Genomic DNA, 20,552 nt, shown 5'->3' with positions numbered 1-20,552 from the left:
CTCACTCTCCATATGTTAAAATCGTACGGATCGACTCGCCCTTATGTAGCAAATCAAACGCCTCATTGATGTCTTTAAAATTTAAGTGGTGTGTGATAAATGAATCTAAATCAATTTTATCATTCATATAATCTTCAACCATTCCTGGCAGTTCGGTTCTTCCTTTAACTCCTCCAAAGGCTGATCCACGCCACACACGCCCCGTTACTAATTGGAATGGACGAGTATGAATCTCTTTACCTGCGCCTGCTACACCGATAATAGTACTTTCACCCCAACCTTTATGACAACATTCAAGAGCAGACTTCATTACTTCAACATTTCCAATACACTCGAAGCTATAATCTACTCCTCCATCCGTCATTTCAATGATGACTTCTTGAATTGGTTTATCACATTTAGAAGGATTTACAAAATCAGTTGCGCCCATTTTTTTAGCCAATTCAAACTTATCCTCATTTAAGTCAATAGCAATAATTCGGCTTGCTTTTGCTTGAACCAATCCTTGAATAGCAGCTAATCCAATAGCACCTAAACCAAATACGGCTGTCACAGCTCCTTCTTCCACTTTTGCTGTGTTGTGTACAGCACCAATCCCTGTAGTAACACCGCATCCAAATAGACAAACTTTATCAAGCGGCGCTTCTGGATCAATTTTTGCTAAAGAGATTTCAGGAACGACGGTATATTCACTAAATGTACTTGTTCCCATGTAATGATAAATAGGCTCACCATTATAAGAGAAACGAGTTGTTCCATCAGGCATTAAACCTTTACCTTGAGTTTCTCGGACGGCACTACATAAGTTTGTTTTACCAGAACGACAGAATTTACATTCTCCACACTCAGCCGTGTATAGAGGAATAACATGATCCCCCGCCTTTACTGAAGTGACTTCATCCCCAACAGCAACGACAACACCAGCACCTTCATGACCTAGTACAGCAGGAAATACGCCTTCCGGATCATCACCTGATAATGTAAAAGCATCGGTATGACATACTGATGTATACAGTATTTTTACTAATACCTCTTTTGCTTTTGGTTCTTCTACATCGATTTCTACAATTTTAAGTGGTTCTCCTGGTTTAAATGCAACAGCAGCTCTACTTTTCAAATGAATCCCCTCTTCCTTTTATTTCTAATTTACTTTTCCATAATCCCATAATATAATTAATTGAACAATACTGACGTTTTTGTCACTATAAACAAAGTAACAACAGAGAAAGGGATAATATATGGAAATTTTCTATAAAGAAAAAACTTTTTTCACTAGCAAAGATTTGGCGTTATCGGTGATAGGTGGACGCTGGAAAATAGTAATTATATGGTGTTTGCTCCAAGAATCTCCATTAAGGTTAAGTGAATTACAAAAATACCTTCCCGATGTCAATCAACGTATGTTAATTAGACAATTAAGAGAATTAGAAGAAGATAAAATAATTACTAGAGTTGTATACCCGGTTGTACCTCCTAAAGTGGAGTATCAACTAAGTGAAGTTGGTTTACTTCTAGAGCCCGTTGTAACTTCCATTTGTGATTGGGGAGATAGTTTCAGAGCATTTTTGAAAGAAAATGCTGATAAAACATCAGTTGAATAACAATCTGCACAAACGGTTCTTAAAGTGAAAGCCACGAAACGCTGAAATGAATGCGTCTCGTGGCTTTTTGAATGTTCCCAGACGAACATTTTGGAATCTGTCCTTTTAGGAATTATTTTGCACTATAAGTAAATACAAAAAGCCCAATTTCTCAGCAGTAAAGTTGAGAAATTGGACTTTTATCGTTACTCGGGAAAGCGCTCTTTAACTAAAAATATCTTTCTTTAATTGCTTTGGTTACAAGAGCTCTAAATCCATTCAAAAACAGATAATACTTTTTTCTGCTTAGTTTCAGGTAACTCTTTACCCTTGTTGAGAATTGACATCAACTGCCCCCCTCCGTTTACGTCTACATGCTTCTTCACTTCCACATACAGATCCTTGCCATCCTTATCAACAAAAAGTAAATCACATCTTTTCCCAGCTAGATTTACTTCCCTCCCTTTAAACGTCAATCCTGGTTCAATTAAATCTGAATAATTTATAAGTCCATACGTTAACTCTGCTTCATTCATCCTACTCATCTCCTCTCAAATTAAAAGCCCTTCATACATTAAGTACTTTCGAATGACATAAAAGGAGGAGGAGATTTGAAAATTGTTGTCATTTCAGAGGTGTTCGTGTAACAGCGTAGTTGTAGCTTTGAGATAAAGTTTGATTAAAATACAACGCAAACCTATATTTTACGATAAATAAAAAGAATCCATTTTGAAAAAAGATTAAGACAAAATAGATTTTTCTCCAGCAGCTTTAATTTTCTGTTTAGTTTAAAAGTTTATCTTTTTTCTACCTCCGTTGTTGACAATCGCGCCTGATTAAAGAAGATAGAATCACTCTCATCTTGTTTCCATTGCTTAGTTATCTCCACATCTTCATCCACTTTAAATAAAGAAGTATTATAGTTGTTTAAATAAACAGCCTTATTCAACTCTTGCACCCTTTAGTTTTTTTAGTTTATTATTGTTTTCTCTAAAGAGAGCCTAAATAGTAACCTCCGAGAAAAACTGTCACAATTAATATGAAGTGAATAATTGCCCACCCTAGTTTACCGAATCTCAAAGATTGAATGTTAATAGGTTTTCTTAAATTTTCGGGTACTATCATTCCTCCAACCCATTCAAAAATCAAGAAAAATATCCACCACCAAGTATAAGAATCCCAAAAATCCCATTTAAAGTTATATTCAATTAATCTTGTATTTGCTAATGCCCATGTTTCCCAAAACATACCTACATGAACGATTGTCCAATAGAAAGGTATTTTCCATCCCCAATGGGTGGGGCTATAACGTACAGCTATTAGAACCATTATTGGAAAAGAAAATGTAATTGGAGTTAAAGGCATTATTAGTATTTCCGGGAATAACAAGTATGGAAATGAGTAGAAAGTCAATTTAACAAAGGTATAACAAAGTATGTTGCTAACTAACATAGATAAGATGAATAATAAACCATATTTCTTCCAATTTAATTTTAAAAACAGTATAAGAACAACCAAACCAATCAAAATACTAAAAATAGTAATATATGACTCAATATTAAAACCAATATTTATAAAATCCTTAATCATCTTATCACTTTCCCATATGTGAATTCGGTGCTCTCAGTTTGTGTAACATTAGTTATTTATATTCAACTAACCTGCTATATAGTTTAAGTGTTTTTCTGCGCAATCTGCCCAATGTTACAAGAAAGGACGTTTGCGCCTGTTTGTTGTAGTTAGAAACAATAGGAAGTATGTACTAAAAGGCAGCTAGCTTCTTGCTATAACGCTACTCCGATTTTTTAAGAAGAAATTAGGAAAGTCTTAGTTATTATCTTTATTACTTAGTAAATCTTTTTCATAACAAATCTGAAAAACATATATTAAAAGGGATACTCCGAAATACTAAAGAATTCTCCCCTTTAATTCACATGAAAACATTCAAAGTCTCCCCACATATTCAAGTATTTTTGATCCATCCAGACTCTCTGTACGTTCTGTTTACAAATTTTTTACCTTGAAAATCGTTTTGCTGCAGCAACACAAAATACCACACCGACATTTACTAAAACGAGTAAAAAGCCAACTTCCTCTTGAAGAATAACAGCTGCAAGTAAAAGTCCAAAGAATGGTTGCAATAGTTGTAACTGTCCCACTGATGCTATCCCACCTTGTGAAAGACCCCTATACCAAAAAACAAACCCTATATACATGCTGAATAAGGAAACATAAGCTACACTCACGTATGTTCGAATACTTATACCTTCCCAAGAACTTGGAAAAAGATAAATGGAGAGAATGGCCATAAAGGGCAGAGACAATACAAGTGCCCAAGAAATGACTTGCCAGTTACCTAATTTACGAGATAATTTAGCCCCTTCTGCATAGCCCAAACCACAAACTATGATAGATATCAACATATAAAAGTCGCCCAGTAGCGAAGATTCGCCTCCTTGAAATAAAGCAAACCCTGCAACCAAAAAGCTTCCTATTGCTGAGAAGACCCAAAAAATAAGAGTAGGTCGTTCTCCCCCTCTTATGACACCAAATAGTGCTGTTGACAATGGAAGAAGGCCTAAAAATACGATAGTATGAGAAGCAGTATTATGCTCGAGTGCCAAAGCTGTGAGAAGTGGGAAGCCAATAACCACTCCAACCGCCACAATAATTAATGATAATACATCCGATTTTTCAGGTCGTTTTGCTTTTAAAATTATAATGAATAACACGGATAATAATCCAGCAATTGCAGCACGAAATACCGTAAGAAAATATGGATCAAGTTCGCCGACAGCAACACGAGTTGCAGGAAGCGAACCGCTAAATATAAGTATTCCGATAAAACCATACATCCACCCTTTTATTGTTACATTCACTATAATCCCCCCAGAATCCTATCCTTTGAATTACTTGTCAAAGTAATCATATTGATTATAATAAACATAAGCTAAAATTGACCACTTGAAAAAGGTCAGTTTTGTGATTTTTAACAATGTCAGATTGAAGGAGTACCGCCATTGGACTTAACACCATTTTTAGACAAGGAATCTAAGCATCCGTTGTATCAACAAGTTATTGAATTTTTTAAAACTAACATGCACAACGGGCGTATCAAAAAAGGAATGAAACTTCCCTCAAAAAGACACTTAGCCATAAAACTACATATTAGTCAAACAACTGTTGAACGAGCATATGATCAGCTCTTAGCAGAAGGCTATATTTTAAGTAAGCCAAGGAGCGGACTTTTTGCAGATTACGATGAGTCATTTTTGATACACCCTTATCCAAAGACTGCTGAATTACCTGTGCAAGATATTAATGTAATAACAAATGAGATCATTGATTTTCACTATGGTTGATTCTAGTTTTTTCCCCTTTTCTGCTTGGAGAAAGAGCGTTGTTGCAAGCTTAGATAAATATTAATTCAGAAAAGCTTTGTCGACCTGGTGACGTCTTAGGAGAAATGGAGCTTCGATCTCTGATAACCGAGTACCTTTACCAATCCAGAGGCGTCAATTGCAACCCAAATCAAATCATTATTGGTGCAAGTACCTCTTACCTTCTGCAGTTGTTATGTCACATTCTAAACACCGGTTTTAAAGTTGGCTTTGAAGAACCCGGATATCCAAGATCTAGAGAAATTTTTGAGTTAAATCGAATAGAAATTATCCCTTTACCACTAGATAGTGAAGGCTTAAGAATGGACGCAGTTAAGAAAAACATCCCTGACTTAATTTATGTAACACCGTCGCATCAATATCCTTTAGGAAGAATTATGACCATTAATAGAAGGCTAGAATTATTAAAATGGGCAGCTGATAATCAATCGTTTATTATTGAAGATGATTATGATGGAGAATTTAGATACAGTGGTCAACCTATCCCTTCCTTACAAGCGCTGGATAGGAAAAACCGCGTTATCTATTTAGGAACTTTCTCAAAATCTTTTCTTCCTACACTACGCATTAGTTATATGATTCTTCCACCTTCATTAATAAAGAAAGCAACTGAGGTTACCGCGCTGTTTAAACAAACGGTCTCTTCCAATAACCAATATGCCCTTGCGGAGTTCATACAGAATGGCGAATGGCAAAAACATTTAAATAGAATGAGAAAGCTTTACCGTAAGAAAAGAAAAACCATTTTAGAAGCAGTTAAAAATGAGTTAGGTGATAAAGTTAACATTCACGGAGAAAATTCTGGTCCTCGAATTCTCATTGATGTTTATTTAGAGTTAAGTGAACAAGAACTCATTCAAAAAGCTGAAAATCAAGGTGTAAGAGTTTATCCTGTATCTGATTCCTACAAAAAAGGGTCTGCATTAAAAACAATGTCATTAGGATTTTCGGGAGTATCAGAAGAAGAAATAAAAAGAGGGATTTATCTACTGAGTAAATCTTGGGATCTAAAATAAGTATTTTCTGTAGCCTTTCTTGAGAAACTAGTCATCTTTAGTTAGCTACTAACCTATACAAATCAAAATCACCTTACATAGACTGTATTAGTTGCATGAAAGTGAGGTGATTAAACATGCTAACATTCTTTAGGACAAGATTAAAAGGTGAAAACGAAGTCCCTCCTGTGGAAACTGATGCTTTTGGTTCAGCGAAATTTGTAGCGAATAAAAATAAAACGAAGATAAAGTTTGCACTAGAAGTTAAAAACATTGAAAACTTTGTTCAAGCACATATCCACGTTGGTGCCCGAGGTGTAAACGGACCTGTAGTTGCGTTCCTTTTTGGGGCTGACCTAGAAACGCTTGAGCAGCAAAACGGTATTACGACGAGAAGAGGTCTTATTACAGGGACTATTACTAATGATGATATTGTGGAAAATAAAGTAGGTATAAAAACTGTAAAAGATTTATTGAAATTCATGGAACGAGAATTAACTTATGTTAATGCTCATACTGAACAAAATCCAGCAGGTGAAATTAGAGGTCAAATTATACCACTTAAATTTCCACACCGTTAGCCTAAAAAACAAGGGAAACAAGGGGACGGTTCTCTGCTTCATTGGCACCAGTAGAACTGGCGTGATTCGCTCAAGCGAGGAAAAAATGTTGAAGACCCTTCCGAAAAACATCGAAGGGTCTTTTATTCGTTTAACCGCTTTTAACTCCATACTCATATTTATCCTCCTCCTAAATCATTCCTTATCTTAAGAGGGTCTAGACGTTTTGTACTTCATCGAACTCCTTTACCAAAAACTGTTGCACCATCTTCAAAGTCCTTATTAACATTTTCCTACACTAGTTGATTGCTTGATTTTTAAGTTCTTCCCTTTTTCCACTGTGTTTATTTGATTGTCTTTTTCGAACAAAGTAAACAAGATAAATAACTAGAACCAACCCGTACACAATGGACGCGACAAGATATACAGCTTGATAAGATGCAACTGTAGCTACTAATCCAAGGATAAAGGAACCTCCCCCAATACCTAAATCAAAAAAGTTGAAGAATGTTGCCATCGCATCCTCATGTTCATGTTCCTCTACTAAATTCAAACACCATGTTTGAATGGCTGGGAAAATAGCACCAAATCCAAATCCATAAAAGATAGCTGCGATTAAAAACATGCTATCACTAACTGCAACATATAGGATAATCAATCCTACGATCGACAGAATAGAACCCGGTATTAGAATAACCGGTAGCCCGTAAACATCAAACAATTTTCCTGATATTAATCGAATCACAAAAGTTGCTGCAGCAATCAATAAGAAAAATAATCCTACTTGAGTAAAATCCTTCTCTATTGCGTACAGAGAAAAGAATGACATAATTCCTCCTGCCGCAATTCCAATTAGAAAGATGAGCAATGCAGGAAAGAGAACTCGTTTCTCCAATAGTTTAAATTTCCCACTTACTTGCTTATCTACTTTTTTCCCTTTAGGTGCTATTTTTATAAAAATAGCCATAATAATAGCTAGAAAAAGAACAGCCATTCCTCCAAAGAATAATCGTTGAAAGTCATATAATTCTAGTGTCATAATACCAACCATTGGACCTACTGAGATGGCAACTGTTTCTCCCACGCCAAAATAGCCAATCCCCTCGCCTCGACGATCCTTAGGAACGATTTCAGCAGCAAGTGTGGCAAAGTAAGTGGTTGCTAAACCAAATCCAGCCCCGTGAATTAATCGGATAAGTAATAACGTTGAGATGTTGTTAGAGAGATAATACGCACCTGTAGATAGGGCCATAAGGAAAATACCTAAAATTAAAAGTAGTTTTTTATCAATCTTCGTTGCAAGAATTCCCGCAAATGGACGGGTTAAAATAGCCGATAACATAAAAATCCCTGTTACTAAACCGACCTGACTTGCTCCTCCTCCTAAGGCCGTGATAAATAAGGGAAGAGTCGGTAAAAGCATTTCAAAAGTCATAAAGACTAAGGCATTGGAAACCAGTACGAATACAAACGACAGTGACCAAATCTTATTATTTATAGTAGTCATTTCCTTTTCTCCTTTATTTTATTGTCTAGTCGAAAATAGATAGATGGAAAGTCCTTTTCAAGTAGCAATACAAATAATAAACCTTCCAGTAAGGGGAAGGTCAATAGGTAACTTGAATTTGTATTTCTGTCAGGTAATCTTCTTCGTTTTTTGAAATGTACTGATCAATGATCACTCTTTCAATGGAGTCTCCCATCATTTGAAGACCATTCTTCTTGATGTAATCTAGTAAAACTTTATAATATGGAGATGATTCGTTATGGTCGCCCCTATAGAAAATACTGGCATATTTCCCTTTTTGAAAGGTCGTAATGAATGAGTTCTCGATATCTTCTTCCTCCGTTAAGATGAAAATAGAGTTATATTCATCAAACTTTTTATCTTTAATATTATTTAAATCTACTGTAAGCCCAACACCACCAATAAAAATGGAGGAATTCATGTTCGCCATATTCTCTAATTGCCTCAATGAAACCTCTATTTCGGGTTCTGAACCGATTTTTTCCATCAATCTCACTACTTTCCTCTCATTTATATCAACTACTCTTACCACTCCTAATTCCATTATTTCTCGAGCTAATGTAATATCGTTGATACGATTTTGGAATCTACGGTTCACCTGTTCGAGTTCCTTTATTTTTTGTTCTGTTAGTTTTTTTTGCTTCTCTAATAAATCCACAAAACCGTCAATATCCCTATGGTATAGTTGACCCTTGATTTCCTTCAAAGAAAACCCTAATTTCTTTAAATACTGAATCGTATTTAGTTGTTCAAATTGTTCCGTTGAATAATATCTATACCCATTTCTCTCGTCAATTTGAATTGGCTCTAGCAATCCAATCTCATTATAATATCTTAGTGTTTTCATGGTTATATTATGAAGTTTTGCCATTTCTCCTATTGTAAACAGATTTCTCATTTGAGTATCCTTTCTCTACTATCTTTTTATTGAAACAAGGGACGGTTCTTTGCTTCATTGGTGGGGACGGAGGGACCGGTCCCTCGTCCCTCCCAAGCGGCTTTTTGTTTACGAACGCAGCCTCTATTCTCACAGAAGAAAAAACGCAATAAAGACTCTTCAGTTACTCATGAAGAGTCAAGGATATGAACACAGTTTACTTCTTTCATAGAAGATTTTCAATGAAGATACAAGGGGACGGTTCCATGCTTCATTGGCATCTGTGGGGTAATATTCAGTGCCAGTCATGTTCGTATAGGGGTTCGTTTCTAAACAAACAATGCTCTATTGGAATCACTTGGTTCTTTACCGCCCTTGCTTGTTACGATCGCAGAACGATTTTCGAAACTCACACTCTCTTAATCTAGGAGAATCCTTTCACCAATACGACACCCTTTTGAATACAAAAACTAAACTCAAATAGTGCAAATTTAAAAGATCAGATGCAACCTTCACGTAAGTATTCCATCTCTTTTTCTGTAAGGAATTCTGAATTCGTAAAGATGTCCGATTACGGCAATTGAAATGTAGCTTTTTTGACATCGTTTTTACCACTGCCACACTGTCTAAACGACCAAAGATTAAAATCCATAATTTTTAGAATCAAAAGTGTTATATTCATAGAGAGAAGCCCTTCGGAATCGGGCCAAATAGTTGGAGAGTAGTTTCTAAGATTATGAAAATGAATTGGTAAATTTATGTTAAAGTGATAGTAGAATATAAGGATTAATATGAATGTTTTCACTTTAGCTAAATGATGCTTAGTTTAAGAAGACACTTGCTTTAGGGGGAAAGAAATTGCTGAAAGTATTAAGAATTATCTTATCAATGTCCGTCGTCACATTAGGTAGCTATAGTTTAATAACTCGAACATTTGATTTATTGCCTTATTCTTTACTTTCACTGGGTTTCCTATCGTTGGTAGTAGGCTTAAATGAACTTAAAAAAGACAAAAAAACATTTTGGGGATACATAAACATTGGTGCATCTGCATTTGTATTTTTCGTTGTTATTTATACTTCACAATTCAGCTAACGGAGTAGCGATAGTGGAACAAACTGTGATTGCTTATAGGTCGCTAACGGATGATTGTTGGAGAAGGAAATATATGAAAAGGTTATTGCTGGTAGTTGTGTTATTTTTTGTTTTAGGTTCCGCTATGGTTAGTAGTATGAATTCGCTTAGTTACACTTTTAAGTCGATTTTTTATAGCATTGCTATGACCGTTTTAATTGTTATAGGATTACTAAGTTTATATAGATATTTCAGAAGAACTAAACACTAATTCATTTATTTCTTCTTGACCTATCGGAGCAGCGTTAGCACTAGAAGTTAGCGCTACAATTGTTCAACTATTCTATCCTCAGTGCACGAAGCTCAATACCAGTGTGATATTAGTGTAAAAAAGCAAAGTTTGAAGGGGAAATATTCCATGAAGAAAACATTCATAAATTTAATTATTGTTATATCGTACATCTATTGTTTAGCATATATTTTATTTGGCTTTTCTAATGATAGTTTTGTAATGCGTGCTGTTACTGGTGTAACGTCGACTATTTTTTCTGTTAGTCTATTGTACTTCTGGTTAAAGATTCTTGATAATAAAAAAAACAAAAATAAGTAGGCGAAAAACAAGGGGACGGTTCTGTGCTTCATTGGCACGGGTGGTGTAGTCTTTCTTCTTAAAATGTAAAGGAATCTTACACTAATAATAGGTGTAGAGTTTTTAACAGTCTTCGAATGCTACGCTTAGTCGGAAGACTTTCAATTCTTCCAGATTCTATTTTACGAATAGTACCTACAACTGTTAGTTAGTGATTCCAACACAAATAAACTGCCATACGGAAATTGCATTCCACATGGCAGTTTATTTGTAAAATTTCGGTCTCATTTAATCAAATACTTCTGGTAAATATCTTGTTAACGTTTCGGAGTTGTCTTTTTAATGTTCCCACATTACTTAGTTATAAGTAACATTCTTGTGAAAACGAAACAAATAGTAAGCATTCAATTAGACTCCTACTATTCATTAACTCATTTTGAAACTATTGTTCTGCTTCATACGTATAAAAATAATATGACTTACACAGGAGGTTTTTAATCATGTATGAATATAAATTTGTGAAAGTTGATCTTAGTAATTGGAACGGAAAAGAGGATTACCAAAATATTATTGTTAACCATGCAAAAGATGGTTGGAGATTCGTCCAAATATTTGCTCCAGCTACGAAAGGATATGGTTCTGCTTCTTACTTTGAAATTATTTTTGAAAGATCCCTTAATTGATAAAGGACCTTTCCATCAAAAGGCAACCAATTAATTAATAATAGATATAACTTTCCAACTACTTTTGCTTTTCTATCATTGCCCTTAGACGTTTCAATTAACCACAGTTATCACTACATTTCCCTTTTTATGCCCTTTTTCAACATAGCTATGAGCATCCGAGATTTGTTCAAAGGGATAGCATCTATCGATCACAGATTTGATTTCCCCCAACTCAATGAGCTCCTTAAGTAGAAGGAGATTATCCACCTTTTCACCGGCCATCCCTGATATTACTTTCTTGCTGCTTGTGATGGAAGTCCAGAGCCCTTGAACCTCTTTCGACACATTCGATGACCCTAATATAATAATTCCTTTCTTCTTTAATAATTTTTTACAAGGTAAAAACGACATCTTTCCTACCGTGTCAAAAATAACATCATACTTCTCACCACTTTTAGTGAAATCTTCCATCTTGTAATCAATTACTCTATCAGCACCTAGTGATTTCACCATTTCCACATTTGTCGTACTGCAAACCGCAGTAACCTCTGCCCCAAAGTATTTGGCAAGCTGGACTGTTGCAGTGCCAACAGCTCCAGAGGCTCCGTAGACAAGGATTTTTTGTGCCCTTTGGATATTTGCTTTTCTAAGAAAATGCAATGCTGTCAATCCTCCAAAAGGAACGGAGGCGGCTTCTTCATAGGACATGTTTTCTGGTTTTAATGCAATCACTCCATCTTCAGGCAGACATTTGTACTCCGCGTAAGCGCCTAAACTCATGCCAGTAGATCCAAATAATTGATCACCTACTTTATATCGAGTAACATCTGGGCCTACCGCTTCAATTTCCCCAGCAAAAACACCGCCTAAAATGCCCCTCCTCGGTCTTGTAAAACCAAAGAATAACCTTACCGCAAATGGTTCAGCTTTTCGAAGCCGCCAGTCAGCTGAATTAACTGCTGTCGCATTCACTCTTACCATGACTTCATTTTTTTGGGGAACAGGATTTTTAATCTCTTGAAGCTGTAGAACATCCGACGGTCCGTATTTTGTACAAACAATGGCCTTCATACATTACCTCCCATTCAATGGATACGTTATAAAACTACAACAGTCAAAATGATTATCTTGTTTTTACAATTACAAATGTATGTTGACTTTTTGTAGTTGATGTTTATGATATTAATACTCCAATGTGTCACCAAGAAGCCGAGTGTCAGCTTGTTCCACTATCGCTACCCGTTTGTTTAAGTACAAAATTTCTCAAAGTTAAATTATTAAATCGTTACTACCTAAAACCCGCCTAAATCATCATTAAAAGAATCATGCCAAATCACTTCACCCTCTTCATTCGAAGCTTCAATCTTCATTTTATCTGGTTCCTCTGACATTGACTTCCCTTCATAATCAATTATGCTATACCAGACTCGCATATTTTCATTAATTGTGATGATTTCTGCATCATACACCGTTTCATTCTGTATAACTCGTACAGATTTAATTTTGTTATCTGCAATAAACCCATTATATGTTAAGTATCCTCCATACCAATTAAAGTCTTCGGTTGGGTCTAATTGATAAAAATCAAAATGCTCTGTTGACCTATCTTCTAGGGAAGATACTGTAAGGTTAAAACCTGTCTCATCCTTGTAAAAAAATACATAATTTGCATCTTCAACCTCTTTAAACAATATTTCAGTTGATTCAGGATAAGGAAGTATTTCATAGACTAGCTCGGAATTCATTATTATTTTTACTAATTCAAAATTACTAACAAATAATTCGTTTTCTAGTATTTCGATTTGATTCTTTAACTCTCTATTTTCTCCCTTTAATTTAATGTAACCAATAGGATCAATCTCGTTATTTTCATCCGTGTCATCATCCAATTCAGTCTCAATCTCAGTATCTTCATCTGTATCTTTAACTATATTTTTTTCACTTACTGGGTCTCTTAAAAAAATAATAACAAAAGATATTATAACTATTATTACTACAAAACTTAAATACTGTTTTTTCTCGAATCTTTGTCCCTCCTCTAATCTATTTACATTCTCTCGAATGAAAGAGAATTTATCTTACATTCATTAAACTTTAGTTTAACATATTTTTCCAAATTATTGGTACAAAAAAAGAGCTGCAATAATGTAACTCGTAGTTATACTATCGCACCCGTTAATTTAATAGTTATGCCTTATTCTTTTTTAACCAATTCATAAAGTTATGAAGTAATTCAGCTGAATTTTAATGATTACTTCTATATTCTTCGCTTCCATTAGTTGAAAAAAACTGATTAGAATTACTGGCATTTTTAATCCTCCCTTTACAAAATTCAAGCATCTTATGAACACTCACTTATCAGGGTTCGTTCGTCTTATTAAAGTAAAGCTCCCGTTTGTTTAAGTATAATCCTTCACATCAACTAAAAATTCGTGTTTTATACTGTGACAACATTATTAAATCAATTTAAGTTTCTTGAAAGAATCATATAATGGGATATATTTTTTTATAAGCTATTATCCTACATATGACAGGTAACTATTGGACAATATAATAAATATAACGTTTTATAGGGGGGCAAATAACTTGGAACAGGAAAAGCAAATTAGGCTTACTTCAACAGAAATAGCTCAACTATGGGCTCAATACAATGCTGATAGTGGAGGTATTTGTATGTTAACTTACTTTTTACAAAAGGCTGAGGATGCTGAGATTAAGCCTGTAATTGCTTATGCTTTAGAGTTATCACAGGCTCACATACAAAAGGTAACCTCAATATTCACTGAGGAAAAGAACAAAGTACCTCATGGATTTAAGGTAGAAGAAGATGTTGATTTAACGGCACCTCGATTGTTTTCTGACACTTATGTCTTAAATTATATTCATCAGATGGCTATGATTGGACTTAATACATACGCCGCAGGTTTATCGGCATCTGTAAGAGTAGATATAACAGACCACTATATGGAATGCCTTTCAGAGACAATGCAATTATATAAAATGTCAAAGGATTTATTATTATCAAAAGGTCTATACATAAGGTCTCCTTACCTGCAAAATCTGACACAAGTCGAATTTGTTGAAAAACAAGGACTTTTATGGGATATATTTGGAGAAAAAAGACCATTATTAGCATCAGAGATAGCCAATTTACATGCTAATATACAAAGAAATGCATTAGGAGCTGCTACCTTAACTGGATTTAGTCAAGTAGCACAGGAAAAGCAGGTTACTCAATTCTTTATTAGAGGAATAGAAATGGCAAAAAAGCATATTAAATTATTTGGGGGAAAACTAGAAGAAAGTAATCTTCCTGTATCTACAAATTTGGCAACTGAAGTGACAAATAGTACATCTTTTACTTTTTCTGATAAACTTATGATGTTTTATACATCTGGTTTGATTGCTATTAGTGTTGGTTATTATGGTACAGGTATTTCTCTAAGTCCTAGAGTTGACATAGGTGTAATGTATAACAGACTATCTTTTGAAATTCAATTATTTGCTGAGGATGGAGCAAATATCATGATAGAAAATAAATGGTTAGAACAACCTCCAATGGCATCAGACAGGGATGAGTTAGCTAAAAAAAATATGTAAAATTAAAATTATAGTATGGTTTCAGTTGGGGCAGGTCTTAAACCTGCTCATTTTTATATGCAATGGCTAAGCCTTCCCTACTGTAATAGTGCACGTTTCACTATGTCCCTTATAGCAGTAACCTCCCCAATACTTGAATAAGCGTACTGTCAAATTCTCGAATACCATCCCTTTAGTTTAACATGTTTTTCCAACTGACTGGATAATCAAAGGGGAATATATTCATATACCAAAAATATTTACGGTAAAGTTCTCTTCTCATCGCTCCACTAAGTTGTGCATAAATCCTCGTTGTTTCGCTCTTTTCATGTCCTAATAGATTTTGAATGACCTCTAATGGCGTAGCATTATTCATCAAATGAGTCGCATAACTGTGTCTTAATTGGTCGGGGTGAATGCTTTTATTGATTCCTGCTCTACTTGAAATACGTTTTATTATATATCTCCTTTGTGCAATGATCAACCAATGAGGATTTCGTTTCGTAACAAACAACGCTCTAGTGGAATTTTCACTATCGCTAACTTTCACCGTTATTTCAGTTGAACCCCATCTACCTACATCTTCCACTTCAATTTTTTCACCTAGATATTCTTCTCCTAATATTAGATCTATCTGCTTTTCTCCCTAGGATGTTGTAGAAATTTTATAATAGTTCTCATCATTGACCACTTCTACCACATGCGCTGTTTCCTCCTTTCAATGATCCGATAACCTCTACTAAATATAGTACTAGTGCAATCGAAATAACGGTTAGTCTCCAAGAAACAAAAAAAACACGACTCTAGGAGTGGTGGTTTAGCCAAAATAAAATGATACTTTCTCACTTGAAGATGGTCTCATTTTGACAGCCTCTTCAATAATAATTACATAACAAGTATGACGAATAGGACAGCGGCTAATACTAAACGATAAATGGCAAAAGGTGTTAACTTCACACGCCCAATTAATTTTAAGAAAAACTTAATGGAAATAAGAGCAAAGAGAAATGCGCTTATAAAGCCAACGATATAAAACGATAAATGGTCGGGTTCAACATACTCCCAGTTCTTCAAAAGTGATAAGAAACTGGCCCCGAACATAATCGGAACGGCCATTATAAACGTAAAATCAGCAGCCGTCCGGTGGTTCATACCGAACAATACACCACCTGATATCGTTGCACCCGATCGTGAAAATCCTGGCCATAATGAAAAACATTGAACAAGCCCAACAGCAAAAGCTTGCTTATATGTAATCTGATCCAAAGATTGCGTTTTTGGTACTTTCTGTCCGAATTTATCAGCTATAATCATTAAAATCGCACCTATAACCAAACCAACTAACACCGTCTCAACAGAGAACAAATAAGTATCAATATAATCTTCAAATAATACACCTAGAACAGCAGCTGGAATTAACCCAGTTAATACATGTAATAATTTTAATTGAGAGCCGGGTGTAGAATCTTTTATTTTGTAAAGTCCCACAAGACTTAATAATCGTTTCCAAAAGACGACGATAACAGCAAAGATTGATCCTAATTGAATCACAATTTTAAATGTATTTGCTGAATATTTTCCAAGAAACTCAGATGTTCTTAACCACATGTCATCGACAATAATTAAATGCCCCGTTGAAGAAACTGGCGCAAACTCCGTCATTCCTTCTACAAATCCTAATATTAACGCCTTTAGTAAATCTAATAGTTCCATAGTTTCTCCTTATGCTCTTCTTTTTCGAAATTGTAAATACCACATAATCATAGCAAGTCCCAGTAGTGCAAAAAGTACATAAGCAATATTTGCATAAACGGACATTACACCCACTATTGATTCCCAATTATCTCCAACGGATTCTCCTACCAATACTAAAACTGTATTCCAAATGAGTGTTCCTAATGTCGTAAATAATAAAAATAATCCAAATCTCATATTTGACATCCCCGCAGGAATCGAAATTAAACTACGAATTAACGGAAGCAATCGGCAAAATAATACTGTCCAGATACCATATTTATCAAACCACGCATCAGCCTTATATAGATCTTTTCTCTTTAACCGTAAAACATAGCCATACCGATCTACTACTTTCTCTAAACGGGTAACATCCATCAGTAAACCGACTCCATAAAGTATGATAGCCCCTGTTACTGAACCAGCAGTTGAAATCATAATAACGCCCATGGCTGTCATCTCTGATTGCGTTGTCATGTAGCCACCAAACGTCAAAATCACTTCAGATGGTATAGGAGGAAAAATATTCTCAAGCATGATGAGTAAAAATATCCCAATGTAGCCGTACTGGCTCATTATATCGGTAATCCAGTTTTCCATATTCAGCTCCAACCTCTATCTAAAATACATGAAAACCTGCAGCTATTTCTACATAAATTAAGGCTGTTAATTGTTACTCTTACAAACTAATTTTTAAGAATAGCTTTTTATTGGATAGTTTATTTTGTTAACACTTATCTAATGCCTATAATCTGTTTTAATACTTTATATTACCCCATATCCCAAGAGAATTCAATCCCGTATTCCGGAGTGATCTTCTACAATATGGCTATTTTAAAAGCTGAAAATCATGGTGTACGAGATTCCAAGCCCATAACAGAAACTACGGTTCTTCCATTATTGCTACTCTGTTTGTTTAAGTATATTTTTTCACAAAGTGGCAAAGAACAAAGAATAGCTGCCCATAAGAAAGCAGATTCACCATTTTACTGAATTGGCATTTGGCTTTTCAAAAACCATTTAAACCGTCTACCGTGTCCATCGGTTTCAGCTATAGTATTTTTACTTTCAATACCATCCAAATAATAATCAAGATGTAAGTACCTATCTTGAATGTTATTGTAAATATGAAATATGTCTCTATTCCTACCAATGTCTTCAACAATTTGTAACAGTTGATTTTTCATTTCTAATGGTATTTGGTTAGCAACGTGAGTATGAAAAATACAAATCACACTGTCTTCTGAAATATTATCAACAAATTTTGATAATAAACTTATCCCATCACCATCAAACAAACTCACTGGAACTTCTTTCATATAACTTGCAGCTTCTTCAAACATAAACAACCTCTCTTTATGTTCGGTCCATATTAAGGATTTAAGCCACAATTTCTCATCTTCATCATTTAAATCAATTGTATTTAAATCTATCCCCATCCTGGTCGATACTGGTGGTGGGGTCGAATGAAGAATTGGTGTATTTTCTCCTTTGATTTCTGCTGTAAGATGAAGTTTGGAATCCATATTACCATAAATGTCATTTTGTCCGTATGAATAGGAATAGTTATCCCAAAGAAGCTGTAACCCTGCACTAGTTCCAATTTCAATAAGTGCTAATGGTTTCTTCGCTTTCTCATAAACAGTACAAAAAACAGGATAAAGGTATGCACATCTTCGTACTTCGTTCGTTTGGACAAGTCTCGTTTTGAGAATTGACTCCATTTCATTCCGATATTTAATACAAAAATCCTTAAAGAAATCAAACGAGTCCTTATATAACTTTGGATGATTTACTATACTCGGGTAAAACTCCTTTAATGGGTGTTCCTTACCTTTTAGTAAAAGATAATGTACTGCACCAAATAACAGGTTTGGGATAGGTTGCCCATCACCTGCGTTACCACAAATAGCAAGAAGTTCATCATCCTTAGAAATTTTTATGGACAAAAATTCGTATAATAGGCTTGACCCTTTACATTCCTTTTCGGCAAAGGTCAAAAAATTCCGAGACAAAAATTCGTTATCAACCAAATAAACTTCCCCCTTATATACAATCTATTAATAATAAATTCGACAATTTACCAAAAAAAGCCTTTTTACTATTTGAATGTATTGATTTTACTCTGTAAATAAGGATAAGCATCTCGTAGTCAAGAAAAAAACACCATTCCGATTATGGAATGGCGTTCGTTTCGTATCATGTACGGACTCCGTGTTTATTTAAGAATTATTTTCGACTATGTGAGAAAGTTTGCTATACTATTTCCTTTTAAAACGACTTCCTTTGCTTTTAGCACGCATTCTATTAAGTTGCTCTTCAACTCGGTTTTCAACATCAGTAGTTTTTTTATTGTTCATTTCTAAAGATACGATCTTATCTCCAGATAAGGTTATAAAAAACCACATTCCTTCTTTGCTACCGTCTGGTAACTCAGATACATCGAGAGTAAACTCTTCACCTATCTCTTCGATTAATATTGTTGCAAACTTTCCATCTACGATTCGATCTAAAACGCCTTCGTGTTTCATCATTACCCTCCTACACAAGCTAAACCTTCCGATTTTATATCGGCAAGTCTTGCTTCGCCTATGCCATTTATTTTAGATAAGCTATCTACGGATTTGAACGGTCTTGAATGAACAAGTTTTTCTGCTCGAGCAGGACCGAAGTGAATAATAGATTCAATTTCCTCCATAGATGCAGAATTAATATCTACACAATTTTCAGTAGTCTTGGCAGAATCATTATCATCACCTTTATCGTTTCCGTTATTTCTATCATTAGAATCTGCCTCATCGGAAGAGTTACTTGAACTACCGCTATAACTACCAGAAGATGGTGAAGCGGGAGTAATATTTCCATCTTTTTTAGTAGTCACATCGTAGGTGGCCCCATCAGTAGAAACAATTACCGTTCCATGAACATCTGTGCCGTAGAGTTCAATTCCTTTGTCGGTTACTCGCGAAATCACTTCATCATGGGGATGACCATATTGATTGTCAGAACCGGCTGAATAAATAGCAACATCAGGGTTAACTGCATTTAAAAAATCATCTGTAGAAGATGTGTTCGAACCATGATGTCCTAATTGAAGAATATCCGCTTCCAAATGAAGCCCACTTTGACTCATTGCATTTTCCGTTTGAGATTCCGCATCCCCCGTAAAAATAAAGGAAACTTCTCCGTAATCCATTCTGAGTGATACAGAACCTTCATTTAAATCACCTGTTAGTGTATCTGGGTTTAGAATCTCAAGAACTAGAGGACCGATATCATATCCTTCGCCAGCTCTTGGTTCATGAAATTCAACATTACTGTCTTCAATAGCATCCATTACCTCTTGGTATATATCGGAGGTTGCCGTGTCTCCAGACAACCAGACTTCTTCTACATCGAGATTTGCAATGACTTGATCAATCTGTCCGATATGGTCTGCGTGTGGGTGTGTCCCAATTAAAATATCAAGGTGAGAAATCTCATGAGACTCCAAGTAATTGACAACGTTATTAGCATCCCAAATTCCTGTATCAATTAAAATTCTAAAATCATCGCCTTCATAGGAATATTCTATTAACGTTGCGTCAGCTTGTCCTACATCGATGTAGTGAACTTTCATTTCATTAAGTTTATCCGCCGATGGTCCGTCTCTAGGATTTTCTTCTGTGTTTCCCTCGTTCTGTTCTACATCTTGATTAGTGTTGCTTTCTGTCTCCATTTCATTTTCTTCTTTTATATCTAAATTTTCTTCCTTACTTTCTGTTTCACTCGATTCATCTGAATCAGCATTATTTTCAGATGCTATTTCCGAGTTGTAATCACCAGTAGCTTCGTTTGTTTCCGCCTCTTGACATCCCGTGATTAAAAAAACTATTAAACATAAATTCATTAAACTTACCAAACTTGTTCTCAAAGAATCACCTCTATCTATATGAAATAATAACACAATCGGGAAGCAGGGGGACGGTTC

Annotated in this window: 19 protein-coding genes and 2 pseudogenes; 6 read left to right on the top strand and 15 right to left on the bottom strand. The window is 35.1% G+C overall.

The genetic code is table 11. The features are described from left to right. Window position 1: 1 nt before the first annotated feature. Entirely contained in the window at window positions 2-1,117 is a 1,116-nt protein-coding gene (locus ACHABW_RS22170) for an S-(hydroxymethyl)glutathione dehydrogenase/class III alcohol dehydrogenase (RefSeq protein WP_435758674.1), read from the bottom strand. 121 nt (window positions 1,118-1,238) lie between these two features. Here ACHABW_RS22170 and ACHABW_RS22165 point away from each other — a divergent pair, with 121 nt between their 5' ends. Beyond that, on the top strand, window positions 1,239-1,601 hold the full coding sequence (locus tag ACHABW_RS22165) for a winged helix-turn-helix transcriptional regulator (protein ID WP_435758672.1): 363 nt from the start codon (window positions 1,239-1,241) through the stop codon (window positions 1,599-1,601). A gap of 248 nt (window positions 1,602-1,849) precedes the next feature. On the opposite strand, the gene ACHABW_RS22160 is transcribed toward ACHABW_RS22165, so the two are convergent. The 4 genes from ACHABW_RS22160 to ACHABW_RS22145 form a co-directional block, all read right to left on the bottom strand. Beyond that, the gene (locus ACHABW_RS22160) at window positions 1,850-2,116 is read right to left on the bottom strand and encodes an endonuclease NucS domain-containing protein (protein ID WP_435758670.1); all 267 of its coding nucleotides are present in this window, start codon (window positions 2,114-2,116) and stop codon (window positions 1,850-1,852) included. A 260-nt stretch (window positions 2,117-2,376) separates the two neighbouring features. Beyond that, window positions 2,377-2,529, bottom strand: a complete 153-nt coding sequence (locus tag ACHABW_RS22155) for a hypothetical protein (protein WP_435758668.1) — start codon at window positions 2,527-2,529, stop codon at window positions 2,377-2,379. Window positions 2,530-2,570: 41 nt separating this feature from the next. After that, complete coding sequence (locus ACHABW_RS22150) at window positions 2,571-3,170, bottom strand: CBO0543 family protein (RefSeq protein WP_435758666.1); 600 nt, start codon at window positions 3,168-3,170, stop codon at window positions 2,571-2,573. 425 nt (window positions 3,171-3,595) lie between these two features. Continuing rightward, on the bottom strand, window positions 3,596-4,459 hold the full coding sequence (locus ACHABW_RS22145) for a DMT family transporter (RefSeq protein WP_435758664.1): 864 nt from the start codon (window positions 4,457-4,459) through the stop codon (window positions 3,596-3,598). Between the two features lie 141 nt (window positions 4,460-4,600). On the opposite strand from ACHABW_RS22145, the pseudogene ACHABW_RS22140 reads away from it, so the two are divergent. Next, window positions 4,601-5,997 (top strand): annotated as a pseudogene (locus ACHABW_RS22140) (PLP-dependent aminotransferase family protein). 116 nt (window positions 5,998-6,113) lie between these two features. Continuing rightward, the gene (locus tag ACHABW_RS22135) at window positions 6,114-6,557 is read left to right on the top strand and encodes a CHRD domain-containing protein (RefSeq protein ID WP_435758662.1); all 444 of its coding nucleotides are present in this window, start codon (window positions 6,114-6,116) and stop codon (window positions 6,555-6,557) included. A 277-nt stretch (window positions 6,558-6,834) separates the two neighbouring features. On the opposite strand, the gene ACHABW_RS22130 is transcribed toward ACHABW_RS22135, so the two are convergent. Continuing rightward, on the bottom strand, window positions 6,835-8,043 hold the full coding sequence (locus ACHABW_RS22130; RefSeq protein WP_435758660.1) for an MFS transporter: 1,209 nt from the start codon (window positions 8,041-8,043) through the stop codon (window positions 6,835-6,837). 100 nt (window positions 8,044-8,143) lie between these two features. Further along, window positions 8,144-8,962, bottom strand: coding sequence for a MerR family transcriptional regulator (locus tag ACHABW_RS22125; RefSeq protein ID WP_435758658.1), 819 nt, complete (start codon window positions 8,960-8,962; stop codon window positions 8,144-8,146). A gap of 837 nt (window positions 8,963-9,799) precedes the next feature. Between ACHABW_RS22125 and ACHABW_RS22120 the strand changes: the two genes are divergently transcribed. Both ACHABW_RS22120 and ACHABW_RS22115 read left to right on the top strand, forming a co-directional pair. Further along, on the top strand, window positions 9,800-10,036 hold the full coding sequence (locus ACHABW_RS22120; protein WP_435758656.1) for a DUF3953 domain-containing protein: 237 nt from the start codon (window positions 9,800-9,802) through the stop codon (window positions 10,034-10,036). Window positions 10,037-11,104: 1,068 nt separating this feature from the next. Beyond that, on the top strand, window positions 11,105-11,287 hold the full coding sequence (locus tag ACHABW_RS22115) for a DUF4177 domain-containing protein (protein ID WP_435758654.1): 183 nt from the start codon (window positions 11,105-11,107) through the stop codon (window positions 11,285-11,287). 93 nt (window positions 11,288-11,380) lie between these two features. Here the strand turns inward: ACHABW_RS22115 and ACHABW_RS22110 are convergent, their stop codons facing one another. Then, a complete protein-coding gene (locus tag ACHABW_RS22110) occupies window positions 11,381-12,340 on the bottom strand; it encodes an NAD(P)-dependent alcohol dehydrogenase (protein WP_435758652.1) in 960 nt (319 codons plus the stop codon). Between the two features lie 221 nt (window positions 12,341-12,561). Further along, a complete protein-coding gene (locus ACHABW_RS22105) occupies window positions 12,562-13,158 on the bottom strand; it encodes a hypothetical protein (RefSeq protein ID WP_435758650.1) in 597 nt (198 codons plus the stop codon). 697 nt (window positions 13,159-13,855) lie between these two features. On the opposite strand from ACHABW_RS22105, the gene ACHABW_RS22100 reads away from it, so the two are divergent. Then, the gene (locus tag ACHABW_RS22100; protein WP_435758648.1) at window positions 13,856-14,869 is read left to right on the top strand and encodes a DUF3231 family protein; all 1,014 of its coding nucleotides are present in this window, start codon (window positions 13,856-13,858) and stop codon (window positions 14,867-14,869) included. 232 nt (window positions 14,870-15,101) lie between these two features. On the opposite strand, the pseudogene ACHABW_RS22095 reads toward ACHABW_RS22100, so the two are convergent. The 6 genes and pseudogenes from ACHABW_RS22095 to ACHABW_RS22070 form a co-directional block, all read right to left on the bottom strand. Next, window positions 15,102-15,392 (bottom strand): annotated as a pseudogene (locus tag ACHABW_RS22095) (tyrosine-type recombinase/integrase); the annotation flags it as partial. Between the two features lie 341 nt (window positions 15,393-15,733). Then, window positions 15,734-16,561, bottom strand: coding sequence for an undecaprenyl-diphosphate phosphatase (locus tag ACHABW_RS22090; RefSeq protein WP_435758646.1), 828 nt, complete (start codon window positions 16,559-16,561; stop codon window positions 15,734-15,736). A gap of 9 nt (window positions 16,562-16,570) precedes the next feature. Next, a complete protein-coding gene (locus ACHABW_RS22085; RefSeq protein WP_435758644.1) occupies window positions 16,571-17,182 on the bottom strand; it encodes a DedA family protein in 612 nt (203 codons plus the stop codon). Window positions 17,183-17,568: 386 nt separating this feature from the next. Beyond that, window positions 17,569-18,615 carry a DUF2332 domain-containing protein gene (locus ACHABW_RS22080; RefSeq protein ID WP_435758642.1) on the bottom strand — a complete coding sequence of 349 codons (1,047 nt, stop codon included), beginning with the start codon at window positions 18,613-18,615 and terminating at the stop codon, window positions 17,569-17,571. Between the two features lie 228 nt (window positions 18,616-18,843). Continuing rightward, window positions 18,844-19,116 (bottom strand): DUF3006 domain-containing protein, encoded by a 273-nt coding sequence (locus ACHABW_RS22075; protein WP_435758640.1) that lies wholly within the window; start codon window positions 19,114-19,116, stop codon window positions 18,844-18,846. After that, window positions 19,116-20,552 (bottom strand): MBL fold metallo-hydrolase (locus ACHABW_RS22070; protein WP_435758638.1); only part of this gene is annotated, 1,437 nt, incomplete at its 5' end. The genes ACHABW_RS22075 and ACHABW_RS22070, both read right to left, overlap by 1 nt.

It is taken from the genome of Salipaludibacillus sp. CF4.18 (assembly GCF_051262595.1).
Classification (GTDB): domain Bacteria; phylum Bacillota; class Bacilli; order Bacillales; family Salisediminibacteriaceae; genus Salipaludibacillus; species Salipaludibacillus neizhouensis.
Note: the sequence above shows the minus strand (reverse complement) of the source record. Positions and strands in the feature narration are given on the sequence as shown.

Excerpts from the sequence above, each read along its gene's own strand:
- ACHABW_RS22165 (WP_435758672.1), top strand. The coding sequence starts at position 1,239 with ATGGAAATTTTCTATAAAGAAAAAACTTTTTTCACTAGCAAAGATTTG.
- ACHABW_RS22160 (WP_435758670.1), bottom strand. The coding sequence starts at position 2,116 with ATGAATGAAGCAGAGTTAACGTATGGACTTATAAATTATTCAGATTTA.
- ACHABW_RS22150 (WP_435758666.1), bottom strand. The coding sequence starts at position 3,170 with ATGATTAAGGATTTTATAAATATTGGTTTTAATATTGAGTCATATATT.
- ACHABW_RS22135 (WP_435758662.1), top strand. The coding sequence starts at position 6,114 with ATGCTAACATTCTTTAGGACAAGATTAAAAGGTGAAAACGAAGTCCCT.
- ACHABW_RS22130 (WP_435758660.1), bottom strand. The coding sequence starts at position 8,043 with ATGACTACTATAAATAATAAGATTTGGTCACTGTCGTTTGTATTCGTA.
- ACHABW_RS22125 (WP_435758658.1), bottom strand. The coding sequence starts at position 8,962 with ATGAGAAATCTGTTTACAATAGGAGAAATGGCAAAACTTCATAATATA.
- ACHABW_RS22115 (WP_435758654.1), top strand. The coding sequence starts at position 11,105 with ATGTATGAATATAAATTTGTGAAAGTTGATCTTAGTAATTGGAACGGA.
- ACHABW_RS22110 (WP_435758652.1), bottom strand. The coding sequence starts at position 12,340 with ATGAAGGCCATTGTTTGTACAAAATACGGACCGTCGGATGTTCTACAG.
- ACHABW_RS22090 (WP_435758646.1), bottom strand. The coding sequence starts at position 16,561 with ATGGAACTATTAGATTTACTAAAGGCGTTAATATTAGGATTTGTAGAA.
- ACHABW_RS22085 (WP_435758644.1), bottom strand. The coding sequence starts at position 17,182 with ATGGAAAACTGGATTACCGATATAATGAGCCAGTACGGCTACATTGGG.
- ACHABW_RS22075 (WP_435758640.1), bottom strand. The coding sequence starts at position 19,116 with ATGATGAAACACGAAGGCGTTTTAGATCGAATCGTAGATGGAAAGTTT.